Source organism: Rhizobium sp. PP-CC-3G-465 (assembly GCF_004343445.1).
Classification (GTDB): Bacteria; Pseudomonadota; Alphaproteobacteria; order Rhizobiales; family Rhizobiaceae; genus Ferranicluibacter; species Ferranicluibacter rubi.
Map to the genome: position 1 here is coordinate 22,842 of NZ_SLYH01000006.1, position 26,252 is coordinate 49,093.

General features: G+C 64.1%; 26 protein-coding genes and 1 other RNA gene. 16 read left to right on the top strand and 11 right to left on the bottom strand.

Annotated elements, in window-relative coordinates:
• The first annotated feature begins 153 nt into the window (after positions 1–153).
• From C8J33_RS19335 to C8J33_RS19345, 3 genes are all read left to right on the top strand, one after another.
• On the top strand, positions 154–954 hold the full coding sequence (locus C8J33_RS19335; RefSeq protein ID WP_110800786.1) for an inositol monophosphatase family protein: 801 nt from the start codon (positions 154–156) through the stop codon (positions 952–954).
• 247 nt (positions 955–1,201) lie between these two features.
• The gene (locus tag C8J33_RS19340; protein ID WP_110736124.1) at positions 1,202–2,281 is read left to right on the top strand and encodes a MotA/TolQ/ExbB proton channel family protein; all 1,080 of its coding nucleotides are present in this window, start codon (positions 1,202–1,204) and stop codon (positions 2,279–2,281) included.
• A gap of 1 nt (position 2,282) precedes the next feature.
• Positions 2,283–3,311, top strand: coding sequence for a peptidoglycan -binding protein (locus tag C8J33_RS19345; RefSeq protein ID WP_110736127.1), 1,029 nt, complete (start codon positions 2,283–2,285; stop codon positions 3,309–3,311).
• 199 nt (positions 3,312–3,510) lie between these two features.
• Here C8J33_RS19345 and C8J33_RS19350 read toward each other — a convergent pair whose 3' ends face one another.
• Positions 3,511–4,434, bottom strand: coding sequence for a tripartite tricarboxylate transporter substrate binding protein (locus C8J33_RS19350; RefSeq protein WP_245420089.1), 924 nt, complete (start codon positions 4,432–4,434; stop codon positions 3,511–3,513).
• A gap of 277 nt (positions 4,435–4,711) precedes the next feature.
• Positions 4,712–6,550: an ABC transporter transmembrane domain-containing protein gene (locus C8J33_RS19355; RefSeq protein ID WP_110800784.1), complete on the bottom strand. Its 1,839-nt coding sequence runs from the start codon at positions 6,548–6,550 to the stop codon at positions 4,712–4,714.
• A gap of 210 nt (positions 6,551–6,760) precedes the next feature.
• Between C8J33_RS19355 and rpmE the strand changes: the two genes are divergently transcribed.
• Positions 6,761–6,982, top strand: a complete 222-nt coding sequence (gene rpmE / locus C8J33_RS19360) for a 50S ribosomal protein L31 (protein WP_092930322.1) — start codon at positions 6,761–6,763, stop codon at positions 6,980–6,982.
• A gap of 402 nt (positions 6,983–7,384) precedes the next feature.
• Here the strand turns inward: rpmE and C8J33_RS19365 are convergent, their stop codons facing one another.
• Positions 7,385–7,903: a DUF1465 family protein gene (locus C8J33_RS19365; protein WP_062475155.1), complete on the bottom strand. Its 519-nt coding sequence runs from the start codon at positions 7,901–7,903 to the stop codon at positions 7,385–7,387.
• Positions 7,904–8,331: 428 nt separating this feature from the next.
• A complete protein-coding gene (locus tag C8J33_RS19370; protein ID WP_110800783.1) occupies positions 8,332–9,663 on the bottom strand; it encodes an MFS transporter in 1,332 nt (443 codons plus the stop codon).
• A 222-nt stretch (positions 9,664–9,885) separates the two neighbouring features.
• Between C8J33_RS19370 and C8J33_RS19375 the strand changes: the two genes are divergently transcribed.
• Entirely contained in the window at positions 9,886–10,041 is a 156-nt protein-coding gene (locus tag C8J33_RS19375; protein ID WP_092935698.1) for a hypothetical protein, read from the top strand.
• 19 nt (positions 10,042–10,060) lie between these two features.
• On the opposite strand, the gene C8J33_RS19380 is transcribed toward C8J33_RS19375, so the two are convergent.
• The 6 genes from C8J33_RS19380 to tkt all read right to left on the bottom strand — a co-directional run bounded on the left by C8J33_RS19380 (position 10,061) and on the right by tkt (position 17,480).
• Positions 10,061–10,981, bottom strand: a complete 921-nt coding sequence (locus C8J33_RS19380; protein ID WP_132665048.1) for a PhzF family phenazine biosynthesis protein — start codon at positions 10,979–10,981, stop codon at positions 10,061–10,063.
• A 230-nt stretch (positions 10,982–11,211) separates the two neighbouring features.
• The gene (locus C8J33_RS19385; protein ID WP_132665049.1) at positions 11,212–12,237 is read right to left on the bottom strand and encodes a class I fructose-bisphosphate aldolase; all 1,026 of its coding nucleotides are present in this window, start codon (positions 12,235–12,237) and stop codon (positions 11,212–11,214) included.
• Positions 12,238–12,456: 219 nt separating this feature from the next.
• Positions 12,457–13,656, bottom strand: a complete 1,200-nt coding sequence (locus C8J33_RS19390; protein ID WP_132665050.1) for a phosphoglycerate kinase — start codon at positions 13,654–13,656, stop codon at positions 12,457–12,459.
• Positions 13,657–13,684: 28 nt separating this feature from the next.
• Entirely contained in the window at positions 13,685–14,257 is a 573-nt protein-coding gene (locus C8J33_RS19395; protein WP_132665051.1) for a putative glycolipid-binding domain-containing protein, read from the bottom strand.
• Between the two features lie 129 nt (positions 14,258–14,386).
• Positions 14,387–15,397 (bottom strand): type I glyceraldehyde-3-phosphate dehydrogenase, encoded by a 1,011-nt coding sequence (gap, locus tag C8J33_RS19400; RefSeq protein WP_132665052.1) that lies wholly within the window; start codon positions 15,395–15,397, stop codon positions 14,387–14,389.
• Positions 15,398–15,497: 100 nt separating this feature from the next.
• Positions 15,498–17,480 carry a transketolase gene (tkt, locus tag C8J33_RS19405; RefSeq protein ID WP_132665053.1) on the bottom strand — a complete coding sequence of 661 codons (1,983 nt, stop codon included), beginning with the start codon at positions 17,478–17,480 and terminating at the stop codon, positions 15,498–15,500.
• A gap of 284 nt (positions 17,481–17,764) precedes the next feature.
• Here tkt and C8J33_RS19410 point away from each other — a divergent pair, with 284 nt between their 5' ends.
• From C8J33_RS19410 to C8J33_RS19455, 10 genes are all read left to right on the top strand, one after another.
• Positions 17,765–18,037, top strand: a complete 273-nt coding sequence (locus C8J33_RS19410) for a DUF4164 domain-containing protein (RefSeq protein WP_092935696.1) — start codon at positions 17,765–17,767, stop codon at positions 18,035–18,037.
• Positions 18,038–18,084: 47 nt separating this feature from the next.
• Positions 18,085–18,489, top strand: coding sequence for a cell division protein ZapA (locus C8J33_RS19415; RefSeq protein WP_132448506.1), 405 nt, complete (start codon positions 18,085–18,087; stop codon positions 18,487–18,489).
• Positions 18,490–18,590: 101 nt separating this feature from the next.
• Positions 18,591–18,748: non-coding RNA, 6S RNA (gene ssrS / locus C8J33_RS19420), on the top strand.
• A gap of 120 nt (positions 18,749–18,868) precedes the next feature.
• Entirely contained in the window at positions 18,869–19,459 is a 591-nt protein-coding gene (locus tag C8J33_RS19425; RefSeq protein WP_132665054.1) for a 5-formyltetrahydrofolate cyclo-ligase, read from the top strand.
• An 81-nt stretch (positions 19,460–19,540) separates the two neighbouring features.
• Positions 19,541–20,365, top strand: a complete 825-nt coding sequence (locus C8J33_RS19430) for a TIGR00282 family metallophosphoesterase (protein WP_132448504.1) — start codon at positions 19,541–19,543, stop codon at positions 20,363–20,365.
• A gap of 31 nt (positions 20,366–20,396) precedes the next feature.
• The gene (locus tag C8J33_RS19435; protein ID WP_132665055.1) at positions 20,397–20,720 is read left to right on the top strand and encodes a BrnT family toxin; all 324 of its coding nucleotides are present in this window, start codon (positions 20,397–20,399) and stop codon (positions 20,718–20,720) included.
• A complete protein-coding gene (locus C8J33_RS19440) occupies positions 20,707–21,015 on the top strand; it encodes a BrnA antitoxin family protein (protein ID WP_132665056.1) in 309 nt (102 codons plus the stop codon). Before C8J33_RS19435 ends, C8J33_RS19440 begins: the two co-directional genes overlap by 14 nt.
• A gap of 113 nt (positions 21,016–21,128) precedes the next feature.
• The gene (locus C8J33_RS19445) at positions 21,129–21,977 is read left to right on the top strand and encodes an MBL fold metallo-hydrolase (RefSeq protein WP_132665057.1); all 849 of its coding nucleotides are present in this window, start codon (positions 21,129–21,131) and stop codon (positions 21,975–21,977) included.
• 106 nt (positions 21,978–22,083) lie between these two features.
• On the top strand, positions 22,084–22,830 hold the full coding sequence (locus C8J33_RS19450) for a YebC/PmpR family DNA-binding transcriptional regulator (RefSeq protein ID WP_132665058.1): 747 nt from the start codon (positions 22,084–22,086) through the stop codon (positions 22,828–22,830).
• Positions 22,831–23,065: 235 nt separating this feature from the next.
• Positions 23,066–24,523, top strand: a complete 1,458-nt coding sequence (locus tag C8J33_RS19455; protein WP_165929841.1) for a diguanylate cyclase domain-containing protein — start codon at positions 23,066–23,068, stop codon at positions 24,521–24,523.
• Between the two features lie 7 nt (positions 24,524–24,530).
• Here C8J33_RS19455 and C8J33_RS19460 read toward each other — a convergent pair whose 3' ends face one another.
• Complete coding sequence (locus C8J33_RS19460) at positions 24,531–25,529, bottom strand: LLM class flavin-dependent oxidoreductase (protein WP_132665060.1); 999 nt, start codon at positions 25,527–25,529, stop codon at positions 24,531–24,533.
• A 150-nt stretch (positions 25,530–25,679) separates the two neighbouring features.
• Here C8J33_RS19460 and ruvC point away from each other — a divergent pair, with 150 nt between their 5' ends.
• Positions 25,680–26,204 carry a crossover junction endodeoxyribonuclease RuvC gene (ruvC, locus tag C8J33_RS19465; protein ID WP_110730003.1) on the top strand — a complete coding sequence of 175 codons (525 nt, stop codon included), beginning with the start codon at positions 25,680–25,682 and terminating at the stop codon, positions 26,202–26,204.
• Positions 26,205–26,252: the final 48 nt, after the last annotated feature.

Consider the following 26,252-nt stretch of genomic DNA (forward strand, 5'->3'; position numbering starts at 1 on the left):
TGAGGCGCCGCCCGGTGGATCGTCAGAACGATCCGCCGCGTTGTCGGCTTGATCCCCGGTTTCCTCGATGGACGCCGTCGTCGCCGACCGTTCTGTGACAGCCCCGCGATCTGCCGGTCCTCTCTCCGGCGCTTTTTTCAGAGGAAGCCCGAAATGGCCCGTTCCGCCCTTCTCAACGTCATGGTCCAGGCCGCCTTCAAGGCCGGCAAGTCGTTGTCCCGCGATTTCGGCGAGGTGCAGAATCTGCAGGTTTCCATGAAGGGACCCGGCGACTACGTGTCGCAGGCCGATCGCAAGGCTGAAAAGATTCTTCGCGAAGAGCTGATGAAGGCCCGCCCGACCTATGGCTATCTCGGCGAGGACGGTGACGAGGTCGAGGGCACGGACGGCGCGCATCGCTGGATCGTCGATACGCTCGACGGCGCCACCAACTTCCTGCACGGCATTCCGCATTTCGCCATCACCATCGCACTCGAGCGTCAGGGCGAGATCGTCACCGCCGTGATCCTCAACCCGGCAACCGACGAACTTTACACCGCGGAGCGCGGCGGCGGGGCCTTCCTCAACGATCGCCGCCTGCGCGTGGCCGCACGCCGCAGCCTGGCGGATTCCGTTATTTCCTCGGGCACGCCGTTCCTCGGCCGCGGGCACCACGGCAACCACCTTATCGAACTGCGGCATGTGATGGGCGAAGTCGCCGGCGTCCGCAGCCTCGGCTCGCCCTCCCTGGCACTGGCCTATGTCGCGGCCGGCCGGTTCGACGGCTACTGGGAACGCGGCCTGATGCCGTGGGATCTGGCAGCCGGCATCCTGATGGTGCGCGAGGCGGGCGGCTGGATCGCCGATATCGACGGCGGCAACAAGCCGATCGAAGACGGCTCGATCATCGCCGGCAACGAATATATCCGCAAGGCGCTGCACGAGGTCCTGCACCGCCCGATGCCGGGCAAGTAAACAAGACCGGACCGTGCCGGCCGCCTGGCACCCGGCACGTCCCATTTCTGCCGTTTTCCCGCGTCGATATCGGTGCGCCGGCGCGGTTTTTCCGGGCCGGCGGTTGCTCTGCCCAGGTCGTTGATCTCTCGCAGAATATGTGCGCGAACCGTTCCGGTTTGAAGAATTATACAGTAGGGTCTGCGCCATATGGCCGGGCCCGGCCGAGAGATGACCGGGTGGCCGGCTGGGAATCGAGAGAAGCGGCATGGCGAAACTGACATTGTCTGGCTGGGATGCGGAGCAGGGCGGGGACTACAATCCGAACAAGCTGACGAGCCCCATGGTGTTCTTCTGGACCATGGTGATCTTTCTCATCATCGTCGGTTTCGTCGGTGCCATCCTGTTCCGGCAGGCGCAGGCCGCCTTTCTCAGCAATCCCGGCCTCAACGGGCTGATCCTCGGCGTGCTGCTGATCGGCATCCTCCTCGTCTTCACCCATGTTCTGGCGCTCAGGCCCGAGGTGCGCTGGTTCAACAACTTCCGCGCCGCTGGCAGCGCCGACAAGGTCGGGCGCGATCCGGTTCTGCTCGCTCCCATGCGCGCGCTGATCGGCAAGCGCCATTCGATGGCGATTTCCACCGCCGCGCTCCGCTCCATTCTCGACAGCATCGCCACCCGTCTCGATGAATCGCGCGATACGTCGCGCTACCTTATCGGCCTTCTCGTCTTTCTCGGCCTGCTCGGCACCTTCTGGGGCCTGCTCGGCACGATCGGCTCCATCAACACCGTCATCCAGTCGCTGGATGCTGGCAGCGGCAGCACGGAAGATGTGCTCTCGGCGCTGAAAACAGGCCTGTCCGCCCCCTTGACCGGCATGGGCACCGCCTTCTCCACCTCGCTCTTCGGTCTTGCGAGCTCGCTGGTTCTCGGCTTCCTCGATCTGCAGGCCGGCCGCGCGCAGAGCCGCTTCTATACCGAACTCGAAAACTGGCTGTCTTCCGTCACCGATGTCAGCTCGGATGTGAATGTGCGCTCCGAAGTCGGTGCGGGCGATCGCTCCGAAGACCTGCGGCTTATCGCCGAGGAGCTGAGCCGCATGACGCAGGAGGGCGGCACGAGCCAGCGCACGACGGCTGCCATGGCCAGCCTTGCCGAGGGCATTCAGGGCCTGGTGAAAAACATGCGCGGCGAGCAGCAGATGCTGCGCGACTGGATCGAGGCCCAGCAGGAAGAGGCGCGCTCCATGCGCCGCACGCTCGACAAGCTGGCCGCGCGACTGTCGGACAACGACAGAAAGACCCTGCCGACGCCGCGTCGGGCCAGCGAAGAGACGGGACAGGACTGAGATGGCGCTACGCAGGGGTCGCCACCAGCGCACCGTGGATTACTGGCCCGGCTTCGTCGATGCCCTGTCGACGCTGCTGCTCGCCATCATGTTTCTGCTCTCCGTCTTCGTCATGGCGCAGTTCCTACTCAGCCGCGAAATCAGCGGCAAGGACGAGGTGCTGACGCGGCTGAACAGCCAGATCAACGAGCTGACCCAGCTTCTGGCGCTGGAAAAGAGCGGCAAGCAGGATCTGGAGGATTCGCTCGCCAATCTGCAGGCGTCGCTTCAGACGTCGGAGGGCGAGCGCTCGCGGCTGCAATCGCTGCTCGACCAGGGCAGCGGCAGCACGGCTGCGGCCGACCAGCGGATCGGCGACCTCACCGGACGGCTTGAAGCCGAACAGCAGGCAAGCGGCCGGGCGATGAGCCAGATCGATCTCCTCAACCAGCAGATCGCCGCCCTGCGCAACCAGATCGCCGCCATCGAAAGCGCTCTTCAGGCATCCGAGGCGCGCGACACGACATCGCAAACCAAGATCGCAGATCTGGGCCGTCGCCTGAACGTAGCGCTGGCCCAGCGCGTGCAGGAACTGAACCGCTACCGGTCCGATTTCTTCGGCCGCCTGCGCGAAATCCTGTCGGACCGCGAGAACATCCGCATCGTCGGCGACCGCTTCGTCTTCCAGTCGGAAGTCCTCTTTCCCTCCGGCGGCAACGAGCTGAACCCGGCAGGGCAGGAGGAGATGGGCAAGCTCGCCATGGCGCTGCTCGATCTTGCCAAGGAAATCCCGGCCGAGATCAACTGGGTGTTGCGGGTCGATGGCCACACGGACAACGTGCCGCTGTCGGGCGCCGGTCGCTACATCGATAACTGGGAACTTTCGTCGGCCCGCGCCACGTCGGTGGTCAAATACCTCATCTCCAAGGGCGTCCCCCCCGGCCGCCTGGTCGCCGCCGGCTTCGGCGAATTCCAGCCGATTGCCGAGGGCGACACCAAGGAAGCCCGCGACCAGAACCGCCGTATCGAGCTGAAGCTGACGGAGAAGTAGGGGGAGCGGGGCACAGCAAACATTCCGCGCTGGGGATTGCCCCTCACCCTAGCCCTCTCCCCGCGCGCGGGACGAGGGGACGTGCCCTGTTCGGTGTTTTATGTGAGGTGAGGCGCCGCCACGAGTCCGTTCGCCCCGCATGCGGGGAGAAGGTGGCGGCAGCCGGATGAGGGGCTGTGCCCCGGTTACAAACGCCCCATCAATCCAGCGTCACATTGGCGTCCTTCACCACCGGCGTCCACTTGTTGATCTCCGCCTTCACATGCGTCTTCAGTTCCTCCGGCGTCGAAGCGACGATGGTGGCGCTAAAATCCTTCATGCGGGCAACGACGTCGGGATCGGCCATGGCTTTCTTCGCCGCCGCGTTCAAACGGGCGATGACGGGTTCAGGCGTGCCGGCCGGGGCAAACAGTGCATTCCACGTATAGGTCTCGTAGCCTGGCACGGTCTCCGCGATCGTCGGCACGTCGGGGAAGGAGGCCGCGCGTTCGGCGGTGGTCACGCCGAGTGCCCGCAAGGTGCCGCCCTTGATGTGGCCGGAGGACGAGGGCAGGTTGTCGAACATGATCGGCACCTGATTGCCGATCACGTCGTTCAGCGCCGGCCCGGATCCCTTGTAGGGGATATGTTGCATGCTGACGCCGGCCATCTTCTTGAAGAGTTCGCCCGACAGGTGCAGCGGCGTGCCGTTGCCGGAAGAAGCATAGGAATATTTCTCGGGATCGGCCTTCAGAAGCGCGATCAGCTCGGCCACCGTCTTGGCCGGCAGTTCCGGATTGACGACGAGGACGTTCGGCACCAGCACGAGAAGCGACACCGGCGCAAAGTCCGTCTCCGGGTCGTAAGGCTTGGTCTTCAGGATCAGCGGGTTCAGCGCGTGCGTGGCGACGGTGCCCATCAGGATCGTGTAGCCGTCCGCATCGGCGCGGGCGACGTTCGTCGCGCCGAGATTGCCCCCGGCACCCGCGACGTTCTGGACGATGACCTGCTCGCCGAGATCGTCCGACATCTTCTGCGCGACGATGCGCGCCACCACGTCCGTCGAGCCGCCAGCCGCAAAAGGCACGACCATGGTCACGGTGCGCTCCGGAAAGTCCTGCGCCTGCGCACTGCCCGTGGCCATTGCCAGCGGCAAGGCGAGAGCAAGGGCCGGCAGCGTTCCGGTCAAAAAGGATTTGAAGACAGACATCGCGTTCCTCCCGTCACTGTCTGAGATCTGGCCTCAGCGCAACCTCCGAAGCGCCAGCCGGGATGGAGAGTGACATCGGGGGGAGGGCAGAGACAACCGCCTCTTTGGTCGAAAGCCGCCGCCTTGCCGCATTTTGCCGCGCGGGCCTTCGTTCACGGGTAACCTTCCACCCACCCACGAACGAGATGGGTGGAAAGATACCCAGCTGCGCTTAAAGGTTGGCGACGTTGAGCGCTTGGGCGCCATGGTCGAACTGCAGCCGCGCGAGGCGCGCATAGAGCCCGCCCTGACGCACCAGCGAGGCATGGGTGCCGTCCTCGACGATGCGCCCCTGATCCATGACCAGAATGCGGTCGGCCTTCAGCACGGTCGCCAGCCGGTGGGCGATAACCAGGGTCGTGCGCGTGCGCATCAACCCGTCGAGCGCCGTCTGCACCAGCGTCTCGCTTTCAGCATCGAGCGCGGATGTGGCCTCATCGAGGAGCAGCACCGGCGCATCCTTGAGGATGGCGCGGGCAATGGCGATGCGCTGGCGCTGACCGCCCGACAGGGTAATGCCGCGCTCGCCGACCGGTGTGTCGTATCCATCGGGCATGGCCCGAATGAAGGTGTCGGCCTGCGCGGCGCTCGCCGCCGCTTCCACCGCTGCCCGCGTCGCACCCGGCGTGCCGAAGGCAATGTTCTCGTGGATGGTGGCCGCAAAGATCGTCACGTCCTGCGGCACGATCGCCACCCGGCCGCGTAAACCCCGCGGCGAGAGATCGCGGATGTCGATACCATCGAGACGGATCACCCCGCTGTCGGGATCATAAAAGCGCAGCAGCAGCGAGAAGAGTGTGCTTTTGCCCGCGCCGGAGGGACCGACGATCGCCACGGTCTGGCCGGGCTCCACCGCGAAGCTTAAGGCTTTGAGGCTCTTTTCGAGCGGCCGCGTCGGGTAGGCGAAGTGGACGGTCTCGAACGCCACCCGGCCGATGGCGGGCTGCGGCAACACCTTGGCATGCGCCGGCTCGGTGATTGCGGGCTGTTCCTGCAGCAGTTCGCTCAGCCGCTCGGCCGCGCCGGCCGCCTGCGAAAGCTCGCCCCAGACTTCAGACAGGGCACCAAGGCTGCCGGCTGCAAAGACCGAATAAAGCAGGAACTGTCCGAGCGTGCCGGGCGAGATCGTGCCGGCCAGCACGTCCTGCGCGCCGAACCAGAGCACGGCGACGACGCTGCCGAAGATCATGGTGATGGCGAAGGCCGTCAGCGCCGAGCGCGCGGTGATCGCACCGCGTGCGGCCCTGTAGGCGTCTTCCACCGTGCTGCCATAGCGCGCCATGGCGGTCGCCTCGCCATTGAAGGCCTGCACGGTGCGGATCGCGCCGATCGCCTCGCTGGCATAGGCGGACGCGCCCGCCAGCCTGTCCTGCGCCTCGCGCGAGCGGCGGCGAACGTTACGGCCGAAGGCGACCAGCGGAAAGACGATGACCGGTATCGCCATCAGCACGAGGCTCGAGAGTTTCGGGCTGGTATAGACCATCATGGCGATGGCCCCGAGGCAAAGGATGATGTTGCGCAGCGCGACGGAGGCCGTGGCGCCGACCGCCGACTTGATCTGCGTCGTATCCGCCGTCAGCCGCGAAACGATCTCGCCGGATTGGTTGACGTCGAAGAAGGCGGGGGACAGCCGGGTGATATGGTCGAACACCTCGCGCCTGATATCGGCCACCACTCGCTCGCCGAGCGTGATGACGAAGAAGTAACGCCCGGCGCTCGCCAGCGCCAGCACGATGGCCAGCACCATCAGCATGGCGAAATAGGTGTTGATGAAGGCGCTGTCGGAATTGGAAAAGCCGTGGTCGATCATGCGGCGCACCGCCAGCGGCAGCGTCAGCGTGGTCAGTGCCGCGGCCACCAGACAGACGGCGGCCCCGGCCATCAGGCCGCGATAGCGTTTCACATAGGGAAGAAGTCCGGCCAACGGCCGGACCTTTCGCGTGGCCCCTGCCGCCTTGTCGTTGTCGATCGCCACACTGTCCTCCCGTCGCCCAGCGTCTGGACGAAACATTTCACGCGTCTTGCGGCCGGATCATCGAGATTCGGCTTTGCTGACAGGCCTTGCTATGGCCCTTGTTATCTCTTGGACCTTCATGTATAGGCACCGCATCCAATTGAAAAGACGTTGGCCGAAATGCGGTCTGCGGCTTCATTATCGTGTTCGGTCCCGCAGCCGCAAGTGGTTGCGACAAATGGACCCGGGAACTGCAGGAAGAGTGTTATGAAGGCTGATATCCATCCCGCTTACCACATGATCAAGGTGGTCATGACCAACGGCACCGAGTACGAGACCCGCTCGACCTGGGGCTCCGAAGGCCAGACCATGAACCTTGAAATCGATCCCCATTCGCACCCGGCCTGGACCGGCGGCAACCAGCAGCTCATGGACCGCGGCGGCCGCGTTTCCAAGTTCAAGAAGCGCTTCGAAGGCCTCGGCCTCTAAGATCCGCTTTGGCTGGCGCGTCGCTTCGGCGCGCTGGATGCAGTGATTTATTGGAAAAGCCCGGTTCGCCGGGCTTTTTTGCGTTTGTTTGGGTAATTTAAAGAGAGGCCTCTGGGTGCGGCAGCCCCTCATCCGGCTGCCGCCACCTTCTCCCCGCAGGCGGGGAGAAGGGACTGCGCGGTGGGCTTCGCGAACCTCATAGCACACAAAGTTTGCGAGGAAGATGTGTCGGTATTGCCGCACCTGCGCCACACGTCCCTTCTCCCCGCGTGCGGGGAGAAGGTGCCGGCAGGCGGATGAGGGGCTGCCAAGTCCTCAGCCAATGGCCAAAAAAACGCCCACCAGACACGAAAAAGCCCGGCATGCCGGGCTCGTTTCTTCCGATAGTAACCGTCTGAAACCTCAGTTCGCGCCGAACGCCGTCTGAAGCAGGTTTAACTGGGCCTTAACGCCGTTCTGGTTGTCGGGCACGAAGCTGCCGGCTTCCTGCGGGCGGTAGATTTCGCGGTCGAGCAGGGCGACGCGGTTCTGGAGGCGGAGCGAGCGGTCGATGAGGTCGCGGAAGCCCTCGGGGAGGTCGGACCAGCCCGGAGCGGTGCGATCGACGTTAAAGCTGTCGAGGCGAACCTTGTTCTTTTCGGAAAGCACCTGGTCGCGGGTCATTTCGCCGTTGTTCACGGCGCGCTGGAGAAGAAGCCAGGAGGCCATCTGCATCAGGCGGGTGGTAAGGCGCATGGATTCCGCCGCATAGAGAACCGACGCCATGCGCGGCAGAACCTTGGAGGCTGCGCGGCCGTGGCCATCGAGATAGCTCGCCGTTTCCTCGACCAGCCCCATGCCCTCAGCGTAGAGCGCCTTGAACTGTGCCGATGCTGCGGCGTGGCCTGCAAAACTGACGGTGTTCAATCCGCGTTCGGACATGTTTCATTCCCTGGTTAGACGCATTCACTCGGTCAGGTAACGGGCGGGTCGATAAAAAGTTTCTAACGCCGCTCTTCTCAACACGAAGAATGGTCTCATAGCGCATTTCGCGCAAGTATATTCTTAAGAAAGGGTTAACATCCACACCTTGATGAAGACGCCTGGCCCAAGGTGTAACGAAGGCAAAAAAAAGAGCCGCAAAAGCGGCTCTCAAGGTAAAACAGGGAGAAAATCAGACCATTCGCCGAAGTGAAATGTCTGAGTCCAGAGCGAACTGGATGTCATGATGTATAAACCGAAATGCTTAACGGACGGTTAAAAGTGTATTGTTCCGGCCTCGATCCGCGACATTTTTCACAAAATTATTGTTTCGTTCATCTTTCGACACAGCGGGCAGCATCGCGATTCGTCTGCTGTTCTCTGGTCCTCTACGGATTGGGCTGTGTGCCCTCCCGATTCACGGTCTCCGTTGCACAATCTCGTTCTCCGGCCTCGTCCAGTGACGGATCGACCACTGTTGCCTGCGCGGCGCGCGGGGACATCTGCAGACTTTCCGGCGTCGCCATCAGCGGTCCGTTCGATATGGTGGCGGGATAGGGGTCGCGTTGCGAGACGGGAACCGCCGCCCGGCGGCGGCTGCGGAAGAGGGCATAGGCGAAGACGATCATGTGGGCGCAGGCGGTGATCATGAACAGCGCGTAGGGGCCCATCATCGTCATCACCGGGCCGCCGACGGTCGGGCCGATGATCGTGCCGATGCCGTAGAGCAGCAACAGGCCGCCGGAGACTTTCACGAAATCCTCCGGTGCGGCGAAGTCGTTCGCGTGGGACACGGCGATCGGGTAGAGCGCGTTCGACATGGCGCCGTAGAGGCCGACCATGATGAGCAGCGACACCTTGCCCGCCGGCTCGAACAGGAAGATCAGCAGCCCCGCCAGCGCGGCGACGGCGGAGATGCCGGCCAGCACGTAGCGTCGGTCCATCCGGTCGGAGAGCCGGCCGGCCGGAAACTGCATGATGGCGCCGAGAAAAATGACGGTGCTGACCATCACGGCGACATCCGCATCCGGCAGACCGGCCTGGCGCCCGAAGACGGCGGCAAGCGTGCCATAGGCGCCATTGGCGATGCCGACCATGAGAATGCCGAGGAACGACACGGGAGAATTACGATAGAGGCCGGCCAGATCGAGGCGAACCTGTTTCAACGGCTGGGGGGAAACCGCCGTCGACATCAGGGTCGGCAGCATGGCCACGCAATAGACGATGCCGCAGACCATGAAGAGCACGGCCGTGTTGGTGTCGCCGAAGGGCACGATCATCTGGCCCGCGACCACGCCGAAGAGGGTGATGGCGATGTAGAGCGAGAAGATCGCACCGCGGCTCTCGTTGGTGGCACGCTCGTTCAGCCAGCTCTCGATGATCATCGACGTGCCCGCAGTGCAGAAGCCGGTGAAGGCCCGCAGCACGACCCACCAGATCGGATCCACATGGATGCCGGTCATCAGCGCGACGATGGCGAGGATGGCCGCAAAGATGCTGAAGGCCCTGATATGGCCCGCACGCCGCACGATGGCCGGCGCCGTCAGGCAGCCGAGCACGAAGCCGCTGGCCCACGAGGTGCCGAGCAGGCCGAGCAGCGTGGCCGAATAGCCCTCCGTGGTGCCGCGCATCGGCAGGAGCAGGCTGTGAAGGCCGTTTCCGAGAAACAGGAACAGGGTTCCAAGGAGAAGGGCCGCGACGGGGAGGAGATTTCTGGTCATGAGACTTCGCTTGTTCCGGACGTGCCGGCGAACCTACTGCAAATTTCCCGAAACCGGAATCGGTTTGAGCATCAATCTCCTCCAATGTTCGAGATGGCGGCTGCGTCGCCATCCGCGACAGGTTTCGGCGGCAACCGAACGTTCCCGCCCGGTCGCCAGGACGCTCGAAACCGGACGGAAAGCGCGTCGCATGCCGGCCACAATTGTTCTATGGTCGCGGCGATGTCCAAAGCGCTCTCCCTCCTGCTTCTCGCCCTGATGACGGTCCAACTGGTGAAGCCGCTGGGCTGGCCGGGGCTTCGCTATCGCCGGGATTTCTGGAAGATCGCGGTGGCGGCCATCGCCGTGATGATGCTGACGGTGCTGATCCGGCCGTAGCGGCGATCCAGAGAGCGCGTCAGACCGTGAGGGTGCCGCGCATGACCTCCACGCAGTCGCCGATGACCAGCACGCTGGTGGGATTGCCGTCCGACATGGCGACGCGCAGGCGGATGTGGCTGGCGCGGCCCATTTCCACGCCCTGATCGATCGTCAGGTCCACCGTTTCGGGTACTGAAGCCACCGTGGTGGCGAGATAGGCGGCGAGGGCTGCCGAGGCGCTGCCGGTGGCGGGGTCTTCCGCGATGTTGTCGAGCGGCGCGAACATGCGGGCGCGCAGCGAGAGCGGATTCTCGGCGGAGCGGACATAGAGGAAGACCGACAGGCGGCCATCGACCGGGTCTAGGCCGGCCTCGGCCGCCGAGAACAGGCTTGTGTCCGGGTGCGCCGCGGCGAGCGTTTCGAGATCGGGCAGCTCGGCGACGAGGAAGGGCAGGGCGACCGAGAGGAACAGCGGGGCGTGGTTGCCGGTGGCGATCTTTGCGGGTGCAAGGCCGATCATGGGGCCAAGCGTGTCCACGGACAGGCCGTCTGCGACGGTCAGCATTTGCGGCGCCTGAATGCTGGCGCCGGTGGCAGCACCGCCGGCGTCGCGCTCCACGGTCACCTCGACGATGCCGGCCCTCTCCTCGAAGCGCAGCCGGTCGCCGACCGGCTTGCCGAAGACATGGCTGGCGCGGGCGAGCGCGAAGGCGGTGCCGACATTGGGATGGCCGGCGAAGGGCAGTTCCATGGTCGGCGTGAAGATTCGCACCTCTGCCGTATTCTCCGGGTTCGCCGGCGGCAGCACGAAGGTAATCTCGGAGTAATTGAACTCGCGCGCGATCGCTTGCATCGTCTCGCTATCGAGCCCCCGCGCATCGGCGATCACGGCCAGCGGATTGCCGCGGAAGCGCTCTTTCGTGAAGACATCGAGGGTGACGTAGTCGAACTGGGTCATAGGGAACGGGCTCCGGTGATGTTGGGTTAAGAGCTATCCCGGATGCCGGCAGGTACGAAACGGCAGACTTGTGACCGTGACAATTTCGAGGAGGGCTCTGCGCGCCGCCCTTTTGCGCCAGCGATCGGCACAAAAAAACCCGGCCGCACGAGGCGGCCAGGTCTCCTCCCTCCCAGAAGGTGTGCAAGGCATCCTGTCGGACGCCCTGAATGGGGTATGCGAAAGGGTGATCAAGCCGCTTTCTCAAGATCCTTCTTCCAGCCGCCCTGGGCAGCCAGGCCGCACATCCGGGCGCGGTGGGTGAAGGCGCGCTGGCCGGCGGCGACGTTCTCGGCCTTGCCGTGCCAAGCGTTCAGCGCTTCGGTCTGCAGTGCGCGGCCGTAGGAGAAGGTCATGGCCCAGGGGAGATCGTAGCCGGCGATCATCGCGGAGAGGTGGGCGGTCGCTTCTTCCGTGGACTGGCCGCCGGACAGGAAGGCAATGCCGGGGACGGCGGAGGGGACGGTGCGCTTGAGAACGGCGACGGTGCGCTCGGCGACCTGCTCGACGCTCGCCTTGCGGGCCTTCTTGCCGTCGATGACCATGCTGGGCTTCAGGATCATGCCTTCGAGCGAGACGCGAGCGTCGGCGAGCTCGGCAAAGACGATGCGCAGCGTTTCCTCGGTCACCTCGGCCGAGCGCTCGATCGAATGATCGCCGGGAACGCCGTCCATCAGCACTTCCGGCTCGACGATCGGCACGATGCCGGCTTCCTGGCAGAGGGCGGCGTAGCGGGCCAGCGCCTGGGCATTGGCTTTCACCGAGCCGAAGGTCGGCAGCGTGTCGGAGACGGCGATGACGCCGCGCCACTTGGCGAAGCGGGCGCCGGCCTCGTAATAGGACTTCAGGCGGTCGGCGAGGCCATCGAGGCCTTCGGTGATCGTCTCGCCTGGAAACTTCGCCATCGGCTTCGCGCCGGTATCGACCTTGATGCCGGGAACGGCGCCGGCCGCACGGATGATATCGACGAAGGGCGTGCCGTCGGCCGCCTTCTGGAACAGGGTTTCCTCATAGAGGATGACGCCGGAAATATGCGATTTCATGGCCTCGTCGGCGCGGAACAGCATCTCGCGATAGTCGCGGCGCGAGGTCTCGCTGGAGGCAAGACCGATCGTGTCGAAGCGCTTGCCGATCGTCGCGGTGGATTCGTCGGCGGCCAGAAGACCCTGTCCCTTTGCCATCATCGCTGCGGCAATATCTTCCAGTCTCTCGGTCATGATCCATCCTCTGCGGCGTTTTGTCTCTACCTCTGGCGATAGCAGAAGTCGAAGAGGATGCAAAATAAATTAAAATATTTAAAACGATTGAAAATAATTTAATCGTTTGAATTGTCTGTGATTTCCAGTGGTTTGTTCCGACCACGCGAGTGCAAGCGCTTTGGATCGCCTGCACGCTGGAGGCGCATGGCTGACCACGCGCCTCCATGGATGGCTTGGTTACTTCTGCTGGTGGAGGATATCGACGCCCGGAAGCGGCTTGCCTTCCATCCATTCGAGGAACGCGCCGCCGGCCGTGGAGACATAGGTCAGGTCGTCGGCGACGCCTGCATGGTTCATGGCCGAGACCGTGTCGCCACCACCGGCGACGGAGACGAGCGCGCCGCTCTTGGTGCGCGATGCCGCGTGCCTGGCGACCGCGACGGTCGCCTTGTCGAAGGGGGCGATCTCGAAGGCGCCGAGCGGGCCGTTCCACACCAGCGTTTCCGCCTTGCTCACCCAGTCGTTCACAGCCGCGATCGACTTCGCACCGACGTCGAGAACCATGGCGTCGGCCGGGATCGCCTTGATATCGACCACCTCATTGGCGGCGCCCGCCTTGAACTCGCGCGCGATCACGCCGTCCACCGGCAGCACGATGGCGCAACCCGATGTTTCCGCCTCAGTGAGAATGCTGCGCGCGGTCTCCGCAAGGTCGTGCTCGCAGAGCGACTTGCCGACGTCGATGCCTTGGGCGGCAAGGAACGTGTTGGCCATGCCGCCGCCGATGACGAGGGCATCGACCTTCTTCACGAGGTTGGTCAAAAGATCGATCTTGGTCGACACCTTGGCGCCGCCGACGATGGCGACGACAGGGCGCTTGGGATTGCCGAGGCCGGCTTCCAGCGCTTCCAGTTCGGCCTGCATGGTGCGGCCGGCGTAAGCCGGCAGCAGATGCGCGAGACCTTCGGTCGAGGCATGGGCGCGGTGCGCGGCGGAGAAGGCGTCGTTGATGTAGATATCGCCGTTCGCGGCCAGCGCCTTGGTGAACTCGGCGTCGTTCTTTTCCTCGCCCTTGTGGAAGCGCGTGTTTTCGAGCAGCAGGATATCGCCGTTCTCAAGGCCGGCCACGGCGGTTGCCGCGGTTTCGCCGATGCAGTCGGCGGCGAAGTGAACGCGCTGGTCGATGATGTCCTCGACGGCGGCGGCGATCGGCTTCAGCGACATCTCCTCGACCGTCTCGCCCTTGGGGCGACCGAAATGGGCGAGCAGGATGACCTTCGCGCCCTTTTCCGATAATTCGCGGATCGTCGGCACGACACGCTCGATGCGGGTCGCGTCGGTCACCTTTCCGTCCTTGGTCGGCACGTTCAGGTCGACGCGCACGAGCACGCGCTTGCCGGCGATGTCGCTCAGGTCGTCAAGGGTCTTGAAGGTCATGTGTCGTCTCCGGTTGCGTCTGATCGGGTCAGGTTCGAATGAAAAGCGTGGGATAGTCGAGCACGAGGCCGTCCGCATCCAGCGGGAGATCCGCCGTGAAGCTGCGGTCGGCGGCCTCGTAGCGATAGAGCCGGTCTTCGGCAAGGCAGGTATAGAGCTGGGCATCGCGCAACGGCTCGAACGTGTCGAACGGGATATAGAGCATATCGAGGCTGCGGGTGCCGTCTTCGGGGCGCAGGCCCAGCCTGCGGATCGGCAGCGTGTTGGTGAAGGGCGTGCCGGCGAGATCGACGTCGATGCAGCCGTCAAAGGCCGGCAGCGCATGGCCATCGCCGTCCTGCCAGTGGCCGAGACCATCCGAGACGAGCGAGAGGCTGATGCCGGTCGTGGTCTCGAGCGTCAGGGATGTCGTCGTCCAATGGGGGTCGCAGTCGATCGTATAGCGGACGCCATAGGTCGTGCCGCCGCGTGCGCCGATCACCACCGACAAGATGCGGATGCCGGGTTGCGGCCCGGACAGCGGCATCAGCGTCAGATGCTCCAGGCCCTCGTCCTCGAACGGACGCCAGCGCACGGTCATCGGCTGCAGCGGGCGAAACATCGATGGGATCCTTGCCTTACCCTGCGTTGGATATGCCGGGACGTTGCTTCAAGGCGGTCAGGCCTGTTGGCAAGCCACCGATAGAAAAAGCCCCGGAACGCCTGTGGCGCCCCGGGGCTCGTCATGGTCTCAGAGCAGCTTGCCCATGGCGACGGCCGTGTCGCACATGCGGTTGGAGAAGCCCCATTCATTGTCGTACCAGGACAGGATGCGCACGAAATTGCCTTCGAGAACCTTGGTCTGGTCGATGGCGAAGATCGAGGAATGGCTGTCATGGTTGAAGTCGCGGGAGACCAGCGGCTCGTCCGTGTAGCCGAGAATGCCCTTCAGCTTGCCGTCGGCGGCAGCCTTGATGGCATCGTTGATTTCGGCGACGCTCGTGTCGCGCTTGGCGACGAACTTGAAGTCGACGACCGAAACGTTCGGCGTGGGAACGCGGATCGACGTGCCGTCCAGCTTGCCCTTGAGTTCCGGCAGCACGAGGCCGACGGCCTTGGCGGCACCGGTGGAGGTCGGGATCATGGACAGGGCTGCGGCGCGGGCGCGGTACAGGTCCTTGTGCATGGTGTCGAGCGTCGGCTGGTCGCCCGTGTAGGAGTGGATCGTCGTCATGAAGCCGTGGTCGATACCGATCACGTCGTTCAGAACCTTGACCACGGGAACCAGGCAGTTCGTGGTGCACGACGCGTTGGAGATGACCGTATGTTCCTTGGTCAGCTGGTCGTGGTTGACGCCGTAGACGACGGTCAGGTCGGCACCATCGGCAGGGGCCGAGATGATGACGCTCTTCGCGCCGGCCTGCAGGTGGGCTGCGGCCTTGTCGCGGGCGGTGAAGATGCCGGTGCACTCGAGCGCGATATCGACGCCGAGGTCCTTGTGCGGCAGTTCGGCCGGGTTGCGCACGGCCGTCACCTTGATCGGCTTGCCGCCGTTGATGACGATCGTGTCACCCTGGACTTCGACCGTCGCGGGGAACTTGCCATGGATAGAGTCGTAGCGCAGCAGGTGCGCATTGGTTTCGACCGGGCCGAGGTCGTTGATGGCGACGACTTCGATGTCGGTGCGGCCGGACTCGACGATGGCGCGGAGCACGTTGCGGCCGATGCGGCCGAAGCCGTTGATGGCGACTTTCACTGTCATATGGGGGCTCTCCCTTTAAGAAAAGGCACGATTGATAAAGGCGCGGTCCGTGCGCCGGCAGAGATGAAAAACGGGGCGCGTCGGACGCGCCCCGCCGAACTTAGGCCAGCTTCTTTTCGGCCGCCGCGACGATCGCGTCAGCGGTGATGCCGAAGTGCTTGTAGAGTTCCTTGGCCGGGCCGGAGGCGCCGAAGGAGTGCATGCCGACAAAGTCGCCGTCCGAACCGATGAACAGATCCCATCCCTGACGGATGGCGGCTTCCACCGCGATCTTGACCGGTTCGGTGCCGATGATCGCCCTGCGGTAGTCGGCCGGCTGGTCTTCGAACAGCTCGAAGGACGGTACGGACACGACCCGAACGGCGGTCCCCTTTTCCTTCAGGGCCGTCGCGGCCTGAAGCGCAAGCTCGACTTCCGAGCCGGATGCGAAGATCGCAACCTTGGCGTCCGCGTCGGACACCAGCTCGTAGGCGCCCTTGGCGGATAGGTTTTCCTTCGTGTAGGTGGTGCGGGCCGGGGCGAGGTTCTGACGCGTGAGCGCCAGGCCCGAGGGCCGCTTGTGGTCTTCCAGTGCCAGCTGCCAGCATTCCGCCGTCTCGACCGCATCGGCCGGGCGATACATCACGAGGTTCGGGATCGCCCGCAGCGCTGCCATGTGCTCGACCGGCTCGTGCGTCGGGCCGTCTTCGCCCACGCCGATTGAGTCATGCGTCAGCACGTGGATGACGCGGATGCCCATCAGCGCGGCGAGGCGGATCGACGGACGGCAATAGTCCGAGAAGATCATGAAGCCGCCGGAATAGGGGATCAGGCCGCCATGGAGCGCGACGCCGTTCATGGCCGCGGCCATGCCGTGTTCGCGGATGCCCCAATGCATGTAGCGGCCGCCGAAGTCCGTCGGCGTGATCGACGTCATCTGGCTGGTCTTGGTGTTGTTGGACGGCGTCAGGTCGGCGGAGCCGCCCAGCGTTTCCGGCAGGAAGCCGTTGATAACTTCCAGCGCATCCTCGGACGCCTTGCGGGTCGCAATTGTCGGCGGCTTCTCGGCGAGCTTCTTCTTGTAGTCGTCGATCGCCTTGTCGAAGCCGGCCGGCAGCTGGCCCGCAAAACGGCGGGTGAACTCGGCCTTCTTCGTCTCATCGGTGGACGACAGGCGCGCTTCCCAGGCCTTGCGGGCCTGGACCGAACGCTCGCCGGCACTGTGCCAGGCGTCGAGAACGTCGGCGGGCGTGTCGAAGGCTTCGGCTTCCCAGTTCAGGGCCTTGCGCGTTGCGGCGATTTCTTCCGCGCCGAGCGGCGAGCCGTGAACCTTGTGGGTGCCGGCCTTGTTCGGTGCGCCGAAGCCGATGACGGTCTTGCAGGCGATGAAGGTCGGGCGGTCGGATTTATGGGCGGCTTCGATCGCGTCGGAGATCGCCTTCTGGTCGTGGCCGTCGACTTCGATCGTGTTCCAGTGCACCGCCTTGAAGCGGGCGATCTGGTCGGTCGAGTCCGACAGCGATACGGCGCCGTCGATGGTGATCGAGTTGTTGTCCCAGAAGAGCACGAGCTTGTTCAGCTTCAGGTGGCCGGCAAGCGCGATCGCTTCATGGCTGATGCCTTCCATGAGGCAGCCGTCGCCGCAGAGCGCGTAAGTGTAATGGTCCTGCAGGTCCGAGCCGAACTCCTGTTCGAGCTTGCGCTCGGCGATCGCCATGCCCACGGCATTGGCAATGCCCTGGCCGAGCGGGCCGGTCGTCGTCTCGATGCCCGTGGCATGGCCGAATTCCGGGTGGCCGGCGGTCTTGGAGCCGAGCTGACGGAACTGCTTGATGTCCTCGATTGTCATGTCCGGATAGCCCGTGAGATAGAGCAGGGCATAGAGCAGCATCGAGCCATGGCCGGCCGACAGGACGAAACGGTCGCGGTCGGGCCAGTTGGGGTTCTTGGGGTCGAACTTCAGGTATTTGGTGAAAAGGACGGTCGCGATATCGGCCGCTCCCATGGGCAGGCCGGGGTGGCCGGAATTGGCCTTCTCCACCGCATCCATGGCCAGAAAACGGATCGCATTCGCCATCCGGTCGTGTTGTTCATTCGAGATCATGACTGTTCCGCTTAAGCTTGATGATCAGGGAACGGTCTCTATCCTCCAAAGACCGCATCGGAAGCGGGTGAGACATAGCACCTCGCCCGGTGGAGTCAACAAAGACGGCAGGCGTCGAGGCCCTGTCGAAGCACGAAAAATCGTGCTTGATCCACAGCTTCCAGCCTGAAGCTGACAGGCTGGCGTTGTGTCGTCCGATGGATTGAGTCTAATAGTGCGATTGGCTTTGACAAGGGCGCGCCTTGCCGATTCGGTGCCCCGGCCATGGATTGGAAGCAGACACGATGGCGGCAGGGAAGACAGTCAGGGCGGCAATCGACGAGCTGAAGGGGGCCGTCGCCGGTCTGGAGAGCGTGATCGACGGCCGGCTGGACCGCGAGCGCGACCGGGTGGAGATCGAGGGCGAGGTTCGCCGGGTCAACACGGACAGGGCGCGGCTCGCGCAGGAACTCGACCAGTCGCAATTCCGCGCCAATCGCCTCGAAGAGGTCAATCGCGAGGTTTCACGCCGTCTCGTGACCGCCATGGAAACCATCCGCGCGGTTCTCGACCGGTGATCCCCCCGATATCATTCGTCAACGGGCCTCGGGCCGGGAGTTAGCCAATGGCGCAAGTCACCGTGACGATCGACGGCAAGGCCTATCGCATGGCCTGCGAGGAGGGGCAGGAGGGGCATCTCACCGATCTCGCTCTGCGTTTCGACCAGTATGTCAGCCATCTCAAGGGCCAGTTCGGCGAGATCGGCGATCTCCGCCTGACGGTGATGGCGGCCATCATGGTGACGGACGAACTTTCCGAGGTGGATCGCCGTCTGAAGGCGCTGGAGGCCGAAGTGGATGGGCTGAAGCGTGCCCGCGACGCCGCCGTCGCCAGAGAAGCCGAGGCCGAGGAGGCGCTGGCATCCGCGCTTGGCGAAGTCACCACCCAGATCCAGGGCCTGGCCGCCCGCATCGTCAACCGTCCCGCGCCGCCCGCCCAGCCTGCGCAGCCACCGGCCCATCCGCGGTAAGCAGCCGTTTTCGGACGTCACGTCTGGATTTCGCAATCGGCTCTGGCCCGATTTCGCAATCGGCTCTGGCATGCCGCGCCGAAGCACTCTATATTCCCTCTTGCGGTCTGCGCTTCACGACAGGAACCACAATCCCTGGGGCCATACTCGATCCAACGGGAGCTGTCCCTGTCCAGGCTCGTGGGCCTGGGCATATGGCGCCCACCTACGTTTGTAGGCACCCAGGATCGTAAAAATCCATCGGTTGTGCGGATCGCACCTTACCTCCTTTCTTCAGTCCAGGTTGCCGGCAGTGCGGCGGCGACGTCCTCGCGGCAAGCGACATCTTGATCTCGCCCGGTAGACCGTTCAAACCGGATGGCGGATGTGAGGGGAGATCATGACGTTACCACCCAGAGAGCAGAAGGCCCGCCTGCGCGCCGAACGGCTGGCGCTGCGGGATGCCCTATCATCGGAGGCGCGGGCCGACGGTGCCGCTGCCATGCTGCGTCACATAGGTGCGCCGTCCTTTCGTCAGGTCTTCGATCCTGCCGGCGCGATGGTCTCCGGCTTCTGGCCGATCCGTTCCGAGCCTGACATCCGGCCTCTCATGGAGGGACTGCGTGCCATCGGTGCCCGCCTTTGCCTTCCCGTCGTTCTCGACCGTGAAACCATCGTCTTTCGCGAATATCTTGCCGGCGCGTCCGTCGTGAAGACCGGGTTCGGCACCACGGGACCCGACGAGACGGCGGCGGTGGTCGATCCGGATCTCATGCTGGTACCGCTTTCCGCCTTCGATCGCGTCGGGCACCGGATCGGCTATGGTGCCGGCCATTATGATCGCGCCATCGCGCGTCTCGACACGCTGGGCAAGCGCCCGCGACTGATCGGGATTGCTTTCGCCTGCCAGGAAGTGGCATCAGTGCCTTTCGAGCCGCACGACATCCCGCTTGACGCCATCCTGACGGAGGAGGGCCTGATCGAGACGTAGCGGCAGCAAGTGTAACGTGTTGGAGCGACCTTTGCGCGTCATGAACGACGCGCGGTGCTCCATAGGCGAGATCGATCTGATATGAGACTTCTGTTCCTCGGCGACATGGTGGGCAAGACGGGCCGGACGGCGGTCTGGGAAAAGCTTCCGGGCCTCGTCTCCGACCTCAAACTCGACTTCGTCATCGTCAATGGCGAGAACGCGGCCGGCGGCTTCGGCATCACCGAGGATATCTTTCTGGAGACGATCAATGCCGGTGCCGATGTCGTCACCACTGGCAACCATGTCTGGGACCAGAAAGAGGCCGTGACCTTCTGCCAGCGGCATGACCAGTTCTTGCGGCCTGCCAACTATCCCGCCGGCACGCCCGGCCGCGGCTCCGGCCTCTATTTCGCCCGCAACGGCGCGCGCGTGCTCGTCGCCAACATCATGGGCCGGGTGTTCATGCATCCCGAACTCGACGATCCCTTCAAGTCGGCCGAGGCCATTCTCGCCGCATGCCCCTTGACGGAGCAGGCGGACGCGATCGTGTTCGATTTCCATGCCGAGGCGACCAGCGAGAAGCAGTGCTTCGGCCATTTCGTCGATGGCCGCGCCAGCTTCGTCGTCGGCACCCACACGCATGTGCCGACCGCCGACCACCAGATCCTCAACGGCGGCACGGCCTATCTCTCGGATGCCGGCATGTGCGGCGATTACGATTCCTCGCTCGGCATGGAAAAGGAAGAGCCGCTCAACCGCTTCATCTCCAAGATGCCGAAGGGCCGCTTCGAAGCGGCATCCGGCCCCGCCACGATCTGCGGCGTCGGCGTCGAGATCTCCGACCGCACGGGCCTCGCCGAAGCCATCGCCCCCTTGCGTATCGGCCCGCGTCTTGCGGAAACGGTGCCGTCCTTCTGGGCGTGACGGGAGGGTTCGTCTCGATGCGGAATATGAGATGTTTCGCATATTGACATCAGCCGGCAGAGCGCATTTTCTGTTGCCGACCAAGACCACTTGGCGCGCCTGGCGGAGTGTGTTCGACGAGATCAAACGCCGGAGCAATATCCGGAAGCACGGATATGACTTCGATCTGATCGAGCATTCCTTCTTCGTTGCCGCCAGGATCTTCGAGGCGAAACAGGGTCGGAAGGTTGCGATCGGACCGATCGGTCCCAATCTCATCTCCGTGATCTTCGTTCCGTTGGGTCGTGAGGGATTGTCGGTCCTTTCCATGCGGCGGGCAAGCAAGAAGGAGAGGCGCGCTTATGGCATCGTCTAAACCAGCCTACAAAAACCTGTCGGACGAGGAGGAGGCCGATATCCAAGCGGAAATCCTCGCGGATCCCGATCACCCGGAACTGACGGACGAGCAGATCTCAACCGGCCGCCCTTTCGCCGAGGTCTTTCCCGATCTCGCAGAGAGCATCCGGCGAGCGGAAGTGGAAGCGGAACGGGAAGCGTCGAAGGAACGCGTTTCCCTCGATCTCGATGGCGACGTGCTTGCCAAGTTCCGGGCGACCGGCGAGGGTTGGGAAGAGCGGATCAACACGGTGCTACGCTCGGCCAAGCCCTGAAACCAGCCGCCTTGCAATGACGCAATCGTGACGCGTCGCCTCTTTACCGCAATGCGCCTGCGCATATCCTGACGCCACCGCCGAACAAGGCCGAACCGGGGTCAGGATGTGCCATGCTGCGATCTGCCGTTCTCACCTGTGCTGTTCTTGTCTCAGCCGGCATCGCCTTCCTGCAGGTGCCCACCTTCGCGCAGCAGCCGGCGGTCAGCCAGTGCCAGGCCATCGCGCGGGCGCTGCCGGACGCCGGTTTCGTCCAGTTGGCGAGCGCCGATCCCTTTGCATCCTCTCTGCAGCAGGCCGCAGCCCGCGACCAGACGGTCGCCATCACCTTTCTCGGCCACTCCACCTTCCTCCTGGAAACGCCGGGTGGGGTGACGATCGCGACCGACTATTCCGGCTTTCACCGGCCGCCGCAGCCGCCGATGGTGGCGACGATGAACAAGGCGCATTCGACCCATTACACACTGACGCCGGGGCCTGAGATCGCCCATGTGCTGCACGGCTGGAGCGACGACGGCAATGCCGCCGATCATGATCTCGTCGTGGGCGACGCCTATATCCGCAATGTGCCGACCGACATTCGCGCCGGCTATGGCGGCGCGATGGAGCCGGACGGCAATTCGATCTTCATCTTCGAGGTCGCCGGCCTCTGCATCGGCCATCTCGGCCACCTGCATCACGAGCTCGACGAGACGGACTATGCCGAGATCGGCAGGCTCGACGTGGTGATGGTGCCTGTGGATGGCGGGCTGACCATGGGGGCGGAGAGCATGGTGCGCGTGGTCACCCGGCTGCGCTCCGCGCTGATCCTGCCCATGCACCGGCGCGGTCCGCCGGTCGAAAGCTTCCTCGGCCTCTTCGGTCCCGGCTTCGACCGCACAGTGGCCGACAGCGCCACCGTCACCGTCTCTCTGCGCACTCTGCCCAAAAAGCCGCTGATCATGGTTCTCCAGGGCCTTTGAGGCTTTGCACCCGCGATGAGCCGGACAACAGGCTGGACGAACCGGCCGGATGAAATTATAAGGCGGCCCGATCCCATCATCGGCAGAGTTTATCCAAGAGGGCGCCATGGCCGGCCATTCACAGTTCAAGAACATCATGCATCGCAAGGGCCGCCAGGATGCCGTGCGCTCCAAGATGTTTTCCAAGCTCGCGCGCGAAATCACCGTCGCGGCCAAGGCCGGCCTTCCCGATCCCTCGATGAATGCCCGCCTGCGCCTTGCCATCCAGAATGCCAAGGCCCAGTCCATGCCGCGCGACAATATCGAGCGCGCCGTCAAGAAGGCATCGGGTGCCGACAGCGAGAACTATGACGAAATCCGCTATGAGGGCTACGGCCCGGGCGGCGTCGCCGTCATTGTGGAGGCACTGACCGACAACCGCAACCGTACCGCCTCCAACGTCCGCTCGACCTTCACCAAGGCCGGCGGCGCGCTGGGTGAGACCGGCTCGGTCTCCTTCTCCTTCGATCGCGTCGGCGAAATCACCTACAAGCCCGATGTCGGGACAGTGGACGCCGTGATGGAAGCCGCTATCGAAGCCGGTGCCGAGGACGTCACCAGCGACGAGGATGGCCACACGATCATCTGCGGTTTCGAGGATATCGGCGAGGTCGCCAAGGCGCTGGAAGCTACGCTCGGCGAAGCCGAGACGGTGAAGGCGATCTGGAAGGCGCAGAACAGCGTTCCCGTCGACGAAGAACGGGCGGAATCGCTGATGAAGCTCATCGACACGCTGGAAGACGACGACGACGTCCAGAACGTCTACGCCAATTTCGAAGTGTCGGACGAGGTCATGGCGAAGCTTTCCGCCTGATCCACAGGTTGCAATAACCTCTCGCAGTGGTTGTTTTCGGCGTGAGAGTACGCCCGTGCTAACTTAATCGTAATGTCTGTCGGTCAGCATGCAGCCCGTCTGCTGCTGCCGACGCCTCGTTGTCATCGAGGCGTTTCCCGCGTCGGCCGACGGACTGGCGGAGGCCCATGTTGCTTCCGATGCGCGGTTTCCGCGCAGGTCCAACCTGAATGCTGGATGGAAAGCGGGCCGGGCGATGCGTTTCGTTCACCTCAGACTGATCGGGCCCGCCATCGGCGGCGTCGCCCTTTTCATTGCCGCCATGGCGACCGTTCCCTATTACGGCGCGGCGCGGATCGACGGCGAGGCGCGGGTTCAGCAGGAGACGCTGGTCGAGCGCAATCTCGCGCTCTGGATCGCCGACATCGAATTCGCACTGACCTCGTGGACCATCTGGGACGAGGCGATCGCCAAGCTCGACAACACGTTCGATTTCGAGTGGACGGATCGAAACGTCGGCTCCTCGTTGATCGGAACGTCGCGAACGCGCTTTGCCGCGGTTCTGAAGCCCGACGACTCCCTTCTTTACGCACGCACGGATGAGACGGTAAAATTGCGGCCTTTCTTCGCCCGTGGCGCGGAGCGGATCGTTGCCGACGCCGAGCCGCTCGTGGCCGACGTGCGCAAGCGCGAAGCCGGGCCGAAGGGGCAGGGCATCCCGAAGCCCATCGCCATCAGCCGGATCGAGGTCATCGGGCAGGATGCCGTGCTGCTGTCGGCAAGCCTCTTCCAGCCGGATTTCGGTACGGCGCAGGTCAGCGGCCCTCGCGCGCCCGTGCTGATCACCGCCATGCCCATCGGCAGCAGCCTGCAGGATTTCTTCGGAACGCGGTTCCTGCTCGATGATGCCCGTGTCAGCCCCTTGAGCGAGGTCGCACCGGAGCGCGCTCGGTCGGAAATCGCGGTCGGGCCCGATGGCGAGATACAGGTCCTCTCGTGGCGGCCACCGACCCCCGCGCGCGACATGCTCTATCAGGCGACGCCGCTCGTTCTCACGGTCTTCGTCGTGCTCCTCGTCGGCGGCTTCCTGCTGGTGCGCATCTCGCAGACGACCGCCCAGATGCTGGTCGGTCGCGAACGCATGATGACGCATGCCGCGACGCATGATGTCCTGACGGGTCTTGCAAACCGGGCGCTGCTGGACGCTGCGTATCTGGAGTCAATTTCGTCGGGGCCGTTCGTCGTGGCCTGCCTCGATCTCGATGGTTTCAAGGGTGTCAACGATACCTTCGGTCACGCGATCGGCGACGATCTGCTGCGCGCCGTCGCAACGCGGCTGCGCGCCAATACACGTGATATGGACCGCCTTTTCCGTCTGGGCGGCGACGAGTTTGCCATTCTGATGCCGTCGATCACCATTGCAGATGCGGAAGCCGCCTGCTGGCGGCTCGGGGAGGCGTTGTCGGCGCCGATGTATCTGCCGGGCGCCTACCCGCCGGGCCATCGCATCGAAATCGCTGCCTCGTTCGGGCTCTGCCACGTCATGAGCCCGGAAACGAGCCGCGATGTCGCCTTCCGGTCGGCAGACGATGCTCTCTATCAGGCGAAATCGCTCGGCCGCGGTCGCGTCGTCGTGGCGGAGAGTGTGGATGCCGGGGAGCAGACGGCAGTAACCGGCGATCTTCGCCGCGCTGCCGCCAGTCTGCGCGGCTGAGCCGACATTATGCGGCGGCGGCAAGTTCCTGCCGCGCTTCTGCAAAACGACGGACCGACGTCAGCCGGGCCTCCATGTCGAAGACCGGCATGGAGATGATCAGTTCGTCCGCGCGCGTATCCGAGAGGAACGCCTGCGTCTTCCGGCGCACCGTCTCCGGCCCGCCGACGATGGCATAGGTCATCGCATGATCGACGAAGCCCTTCTCCGACGCGTTCCAGAGACCGTCCATGCTGTCGACCGGTGGTGGAAACTGGCCGCGAGCATTGCGGCGCAGCGCCACGAAGGACTGCTGCATCGAGGTGAAGAGATGGTGCGCCTCCTCGTCTGTATCCGCGGCCACGCCCATGATGCCGACCATGGCATAGGGCTTGTCGAGAATAGCCGATGGCTCGAAGCGTTCGCGGTAGATCTCCAACGCCGAAAAAAGCATGTCCGGCGCAAAATGCGAGGCGAAGGCGAAGGGCAGGCCGAGCATGCCGGCAAGCTGTGCGCTGTAATGGCTGGACCCGAGAAGCCAGATCGGCACGTTGGTGCCGGCACCCGGCGTGGCGATCACCTCGCCCTCGCGTGGCGTGCCGAGCAGCCCCTGCAGTTCCACGACATCGTTCGGGAACGCATTGGCGCTTCCCTCCATGTGGCGCCTCAGCGCCGCCGCCGTGCGCATGTCCGTGCCCGGCGCCCGGCCGAGGCCGAGGTCGATACGGCCCGGATAGAGCGCCGCGAGCGTGCCGAACTGTTCGGCGATGACGAGCGGCGAATGGTTGGGCAGCATGATGCCGCCGGAGCCGACGCGGATCGTCTTCGTGCCCGCCGCCACATGCGAAATCACGAGCGCGGTCGCGGCACTGGCAATGCCGCTCATGCCGTGATGTTCTGCCAGCCAGAACCGCTCGTAACCGGCGAACTCGGCCTCCTGCGCCAGTCGCCGCGAGTTGTCGAGCGCGTGTAAAACAGTGCTGCCTCTGGTGATCGGCGACAGGTCGAGAATGGAAAAGGGGACCATGGCGAACGGCCTTCAATTGATGAACGTGATGGTCATGTAAGTGGCCCGCACCCTAAATCCAAGGGCGGCCTCGAACGCGCTTATAGTGGATGTTTTTGTTTTGTTCACATTTTGCTGGCAGCGTCCGGGTGCAAAGGCTAGGATATTTTCATGCAATCCACGATTCGCATTATCGGTATCGATCCCGGGCTCCGGCGCATGGGATGGGGCGTGATCGACACGCTGGGCAACACGTTGCGCTTCGTGGGTTCCGGCACCATCCTGTCGGATGGCGATGCGGATCTCGCCTCGCGGCTCTGCCAGTTGCACGACGGGCTGGCCGATATCATCCATCTCCACAAGCCGGACGAAGCGGCCGTCGAGCAGACCTTCGTCAACAAGGATGCGGTGGCGACGCTGAAGCTCGGTCAGGCCCGTGGCATCGCCATGCTGGTGCCGGCCCGCGCCGGGCTGAAGGTGGCGGAATATGCGCCGAACGCCGTCAAGAAATCGGTGATCGGCGTCGGGCATGGCGAGAAGCAGCAGATCCACATGATGATCAAGGTTCTGATGCCCAAGGCGACCTTCAAGGGCAACGACGCAGCGGATGCGCTGGCGATCGCCATCTGCCACGCGCACAACCGCCAGAGCTTCGCCGGCAGTCTCGCCCATCGCATCGCGGCCGCCACGGCGTGACGGGGTTTCATCTAGGGCGCTGTTGCTCTCGACAGCCTGCGGCGCGTC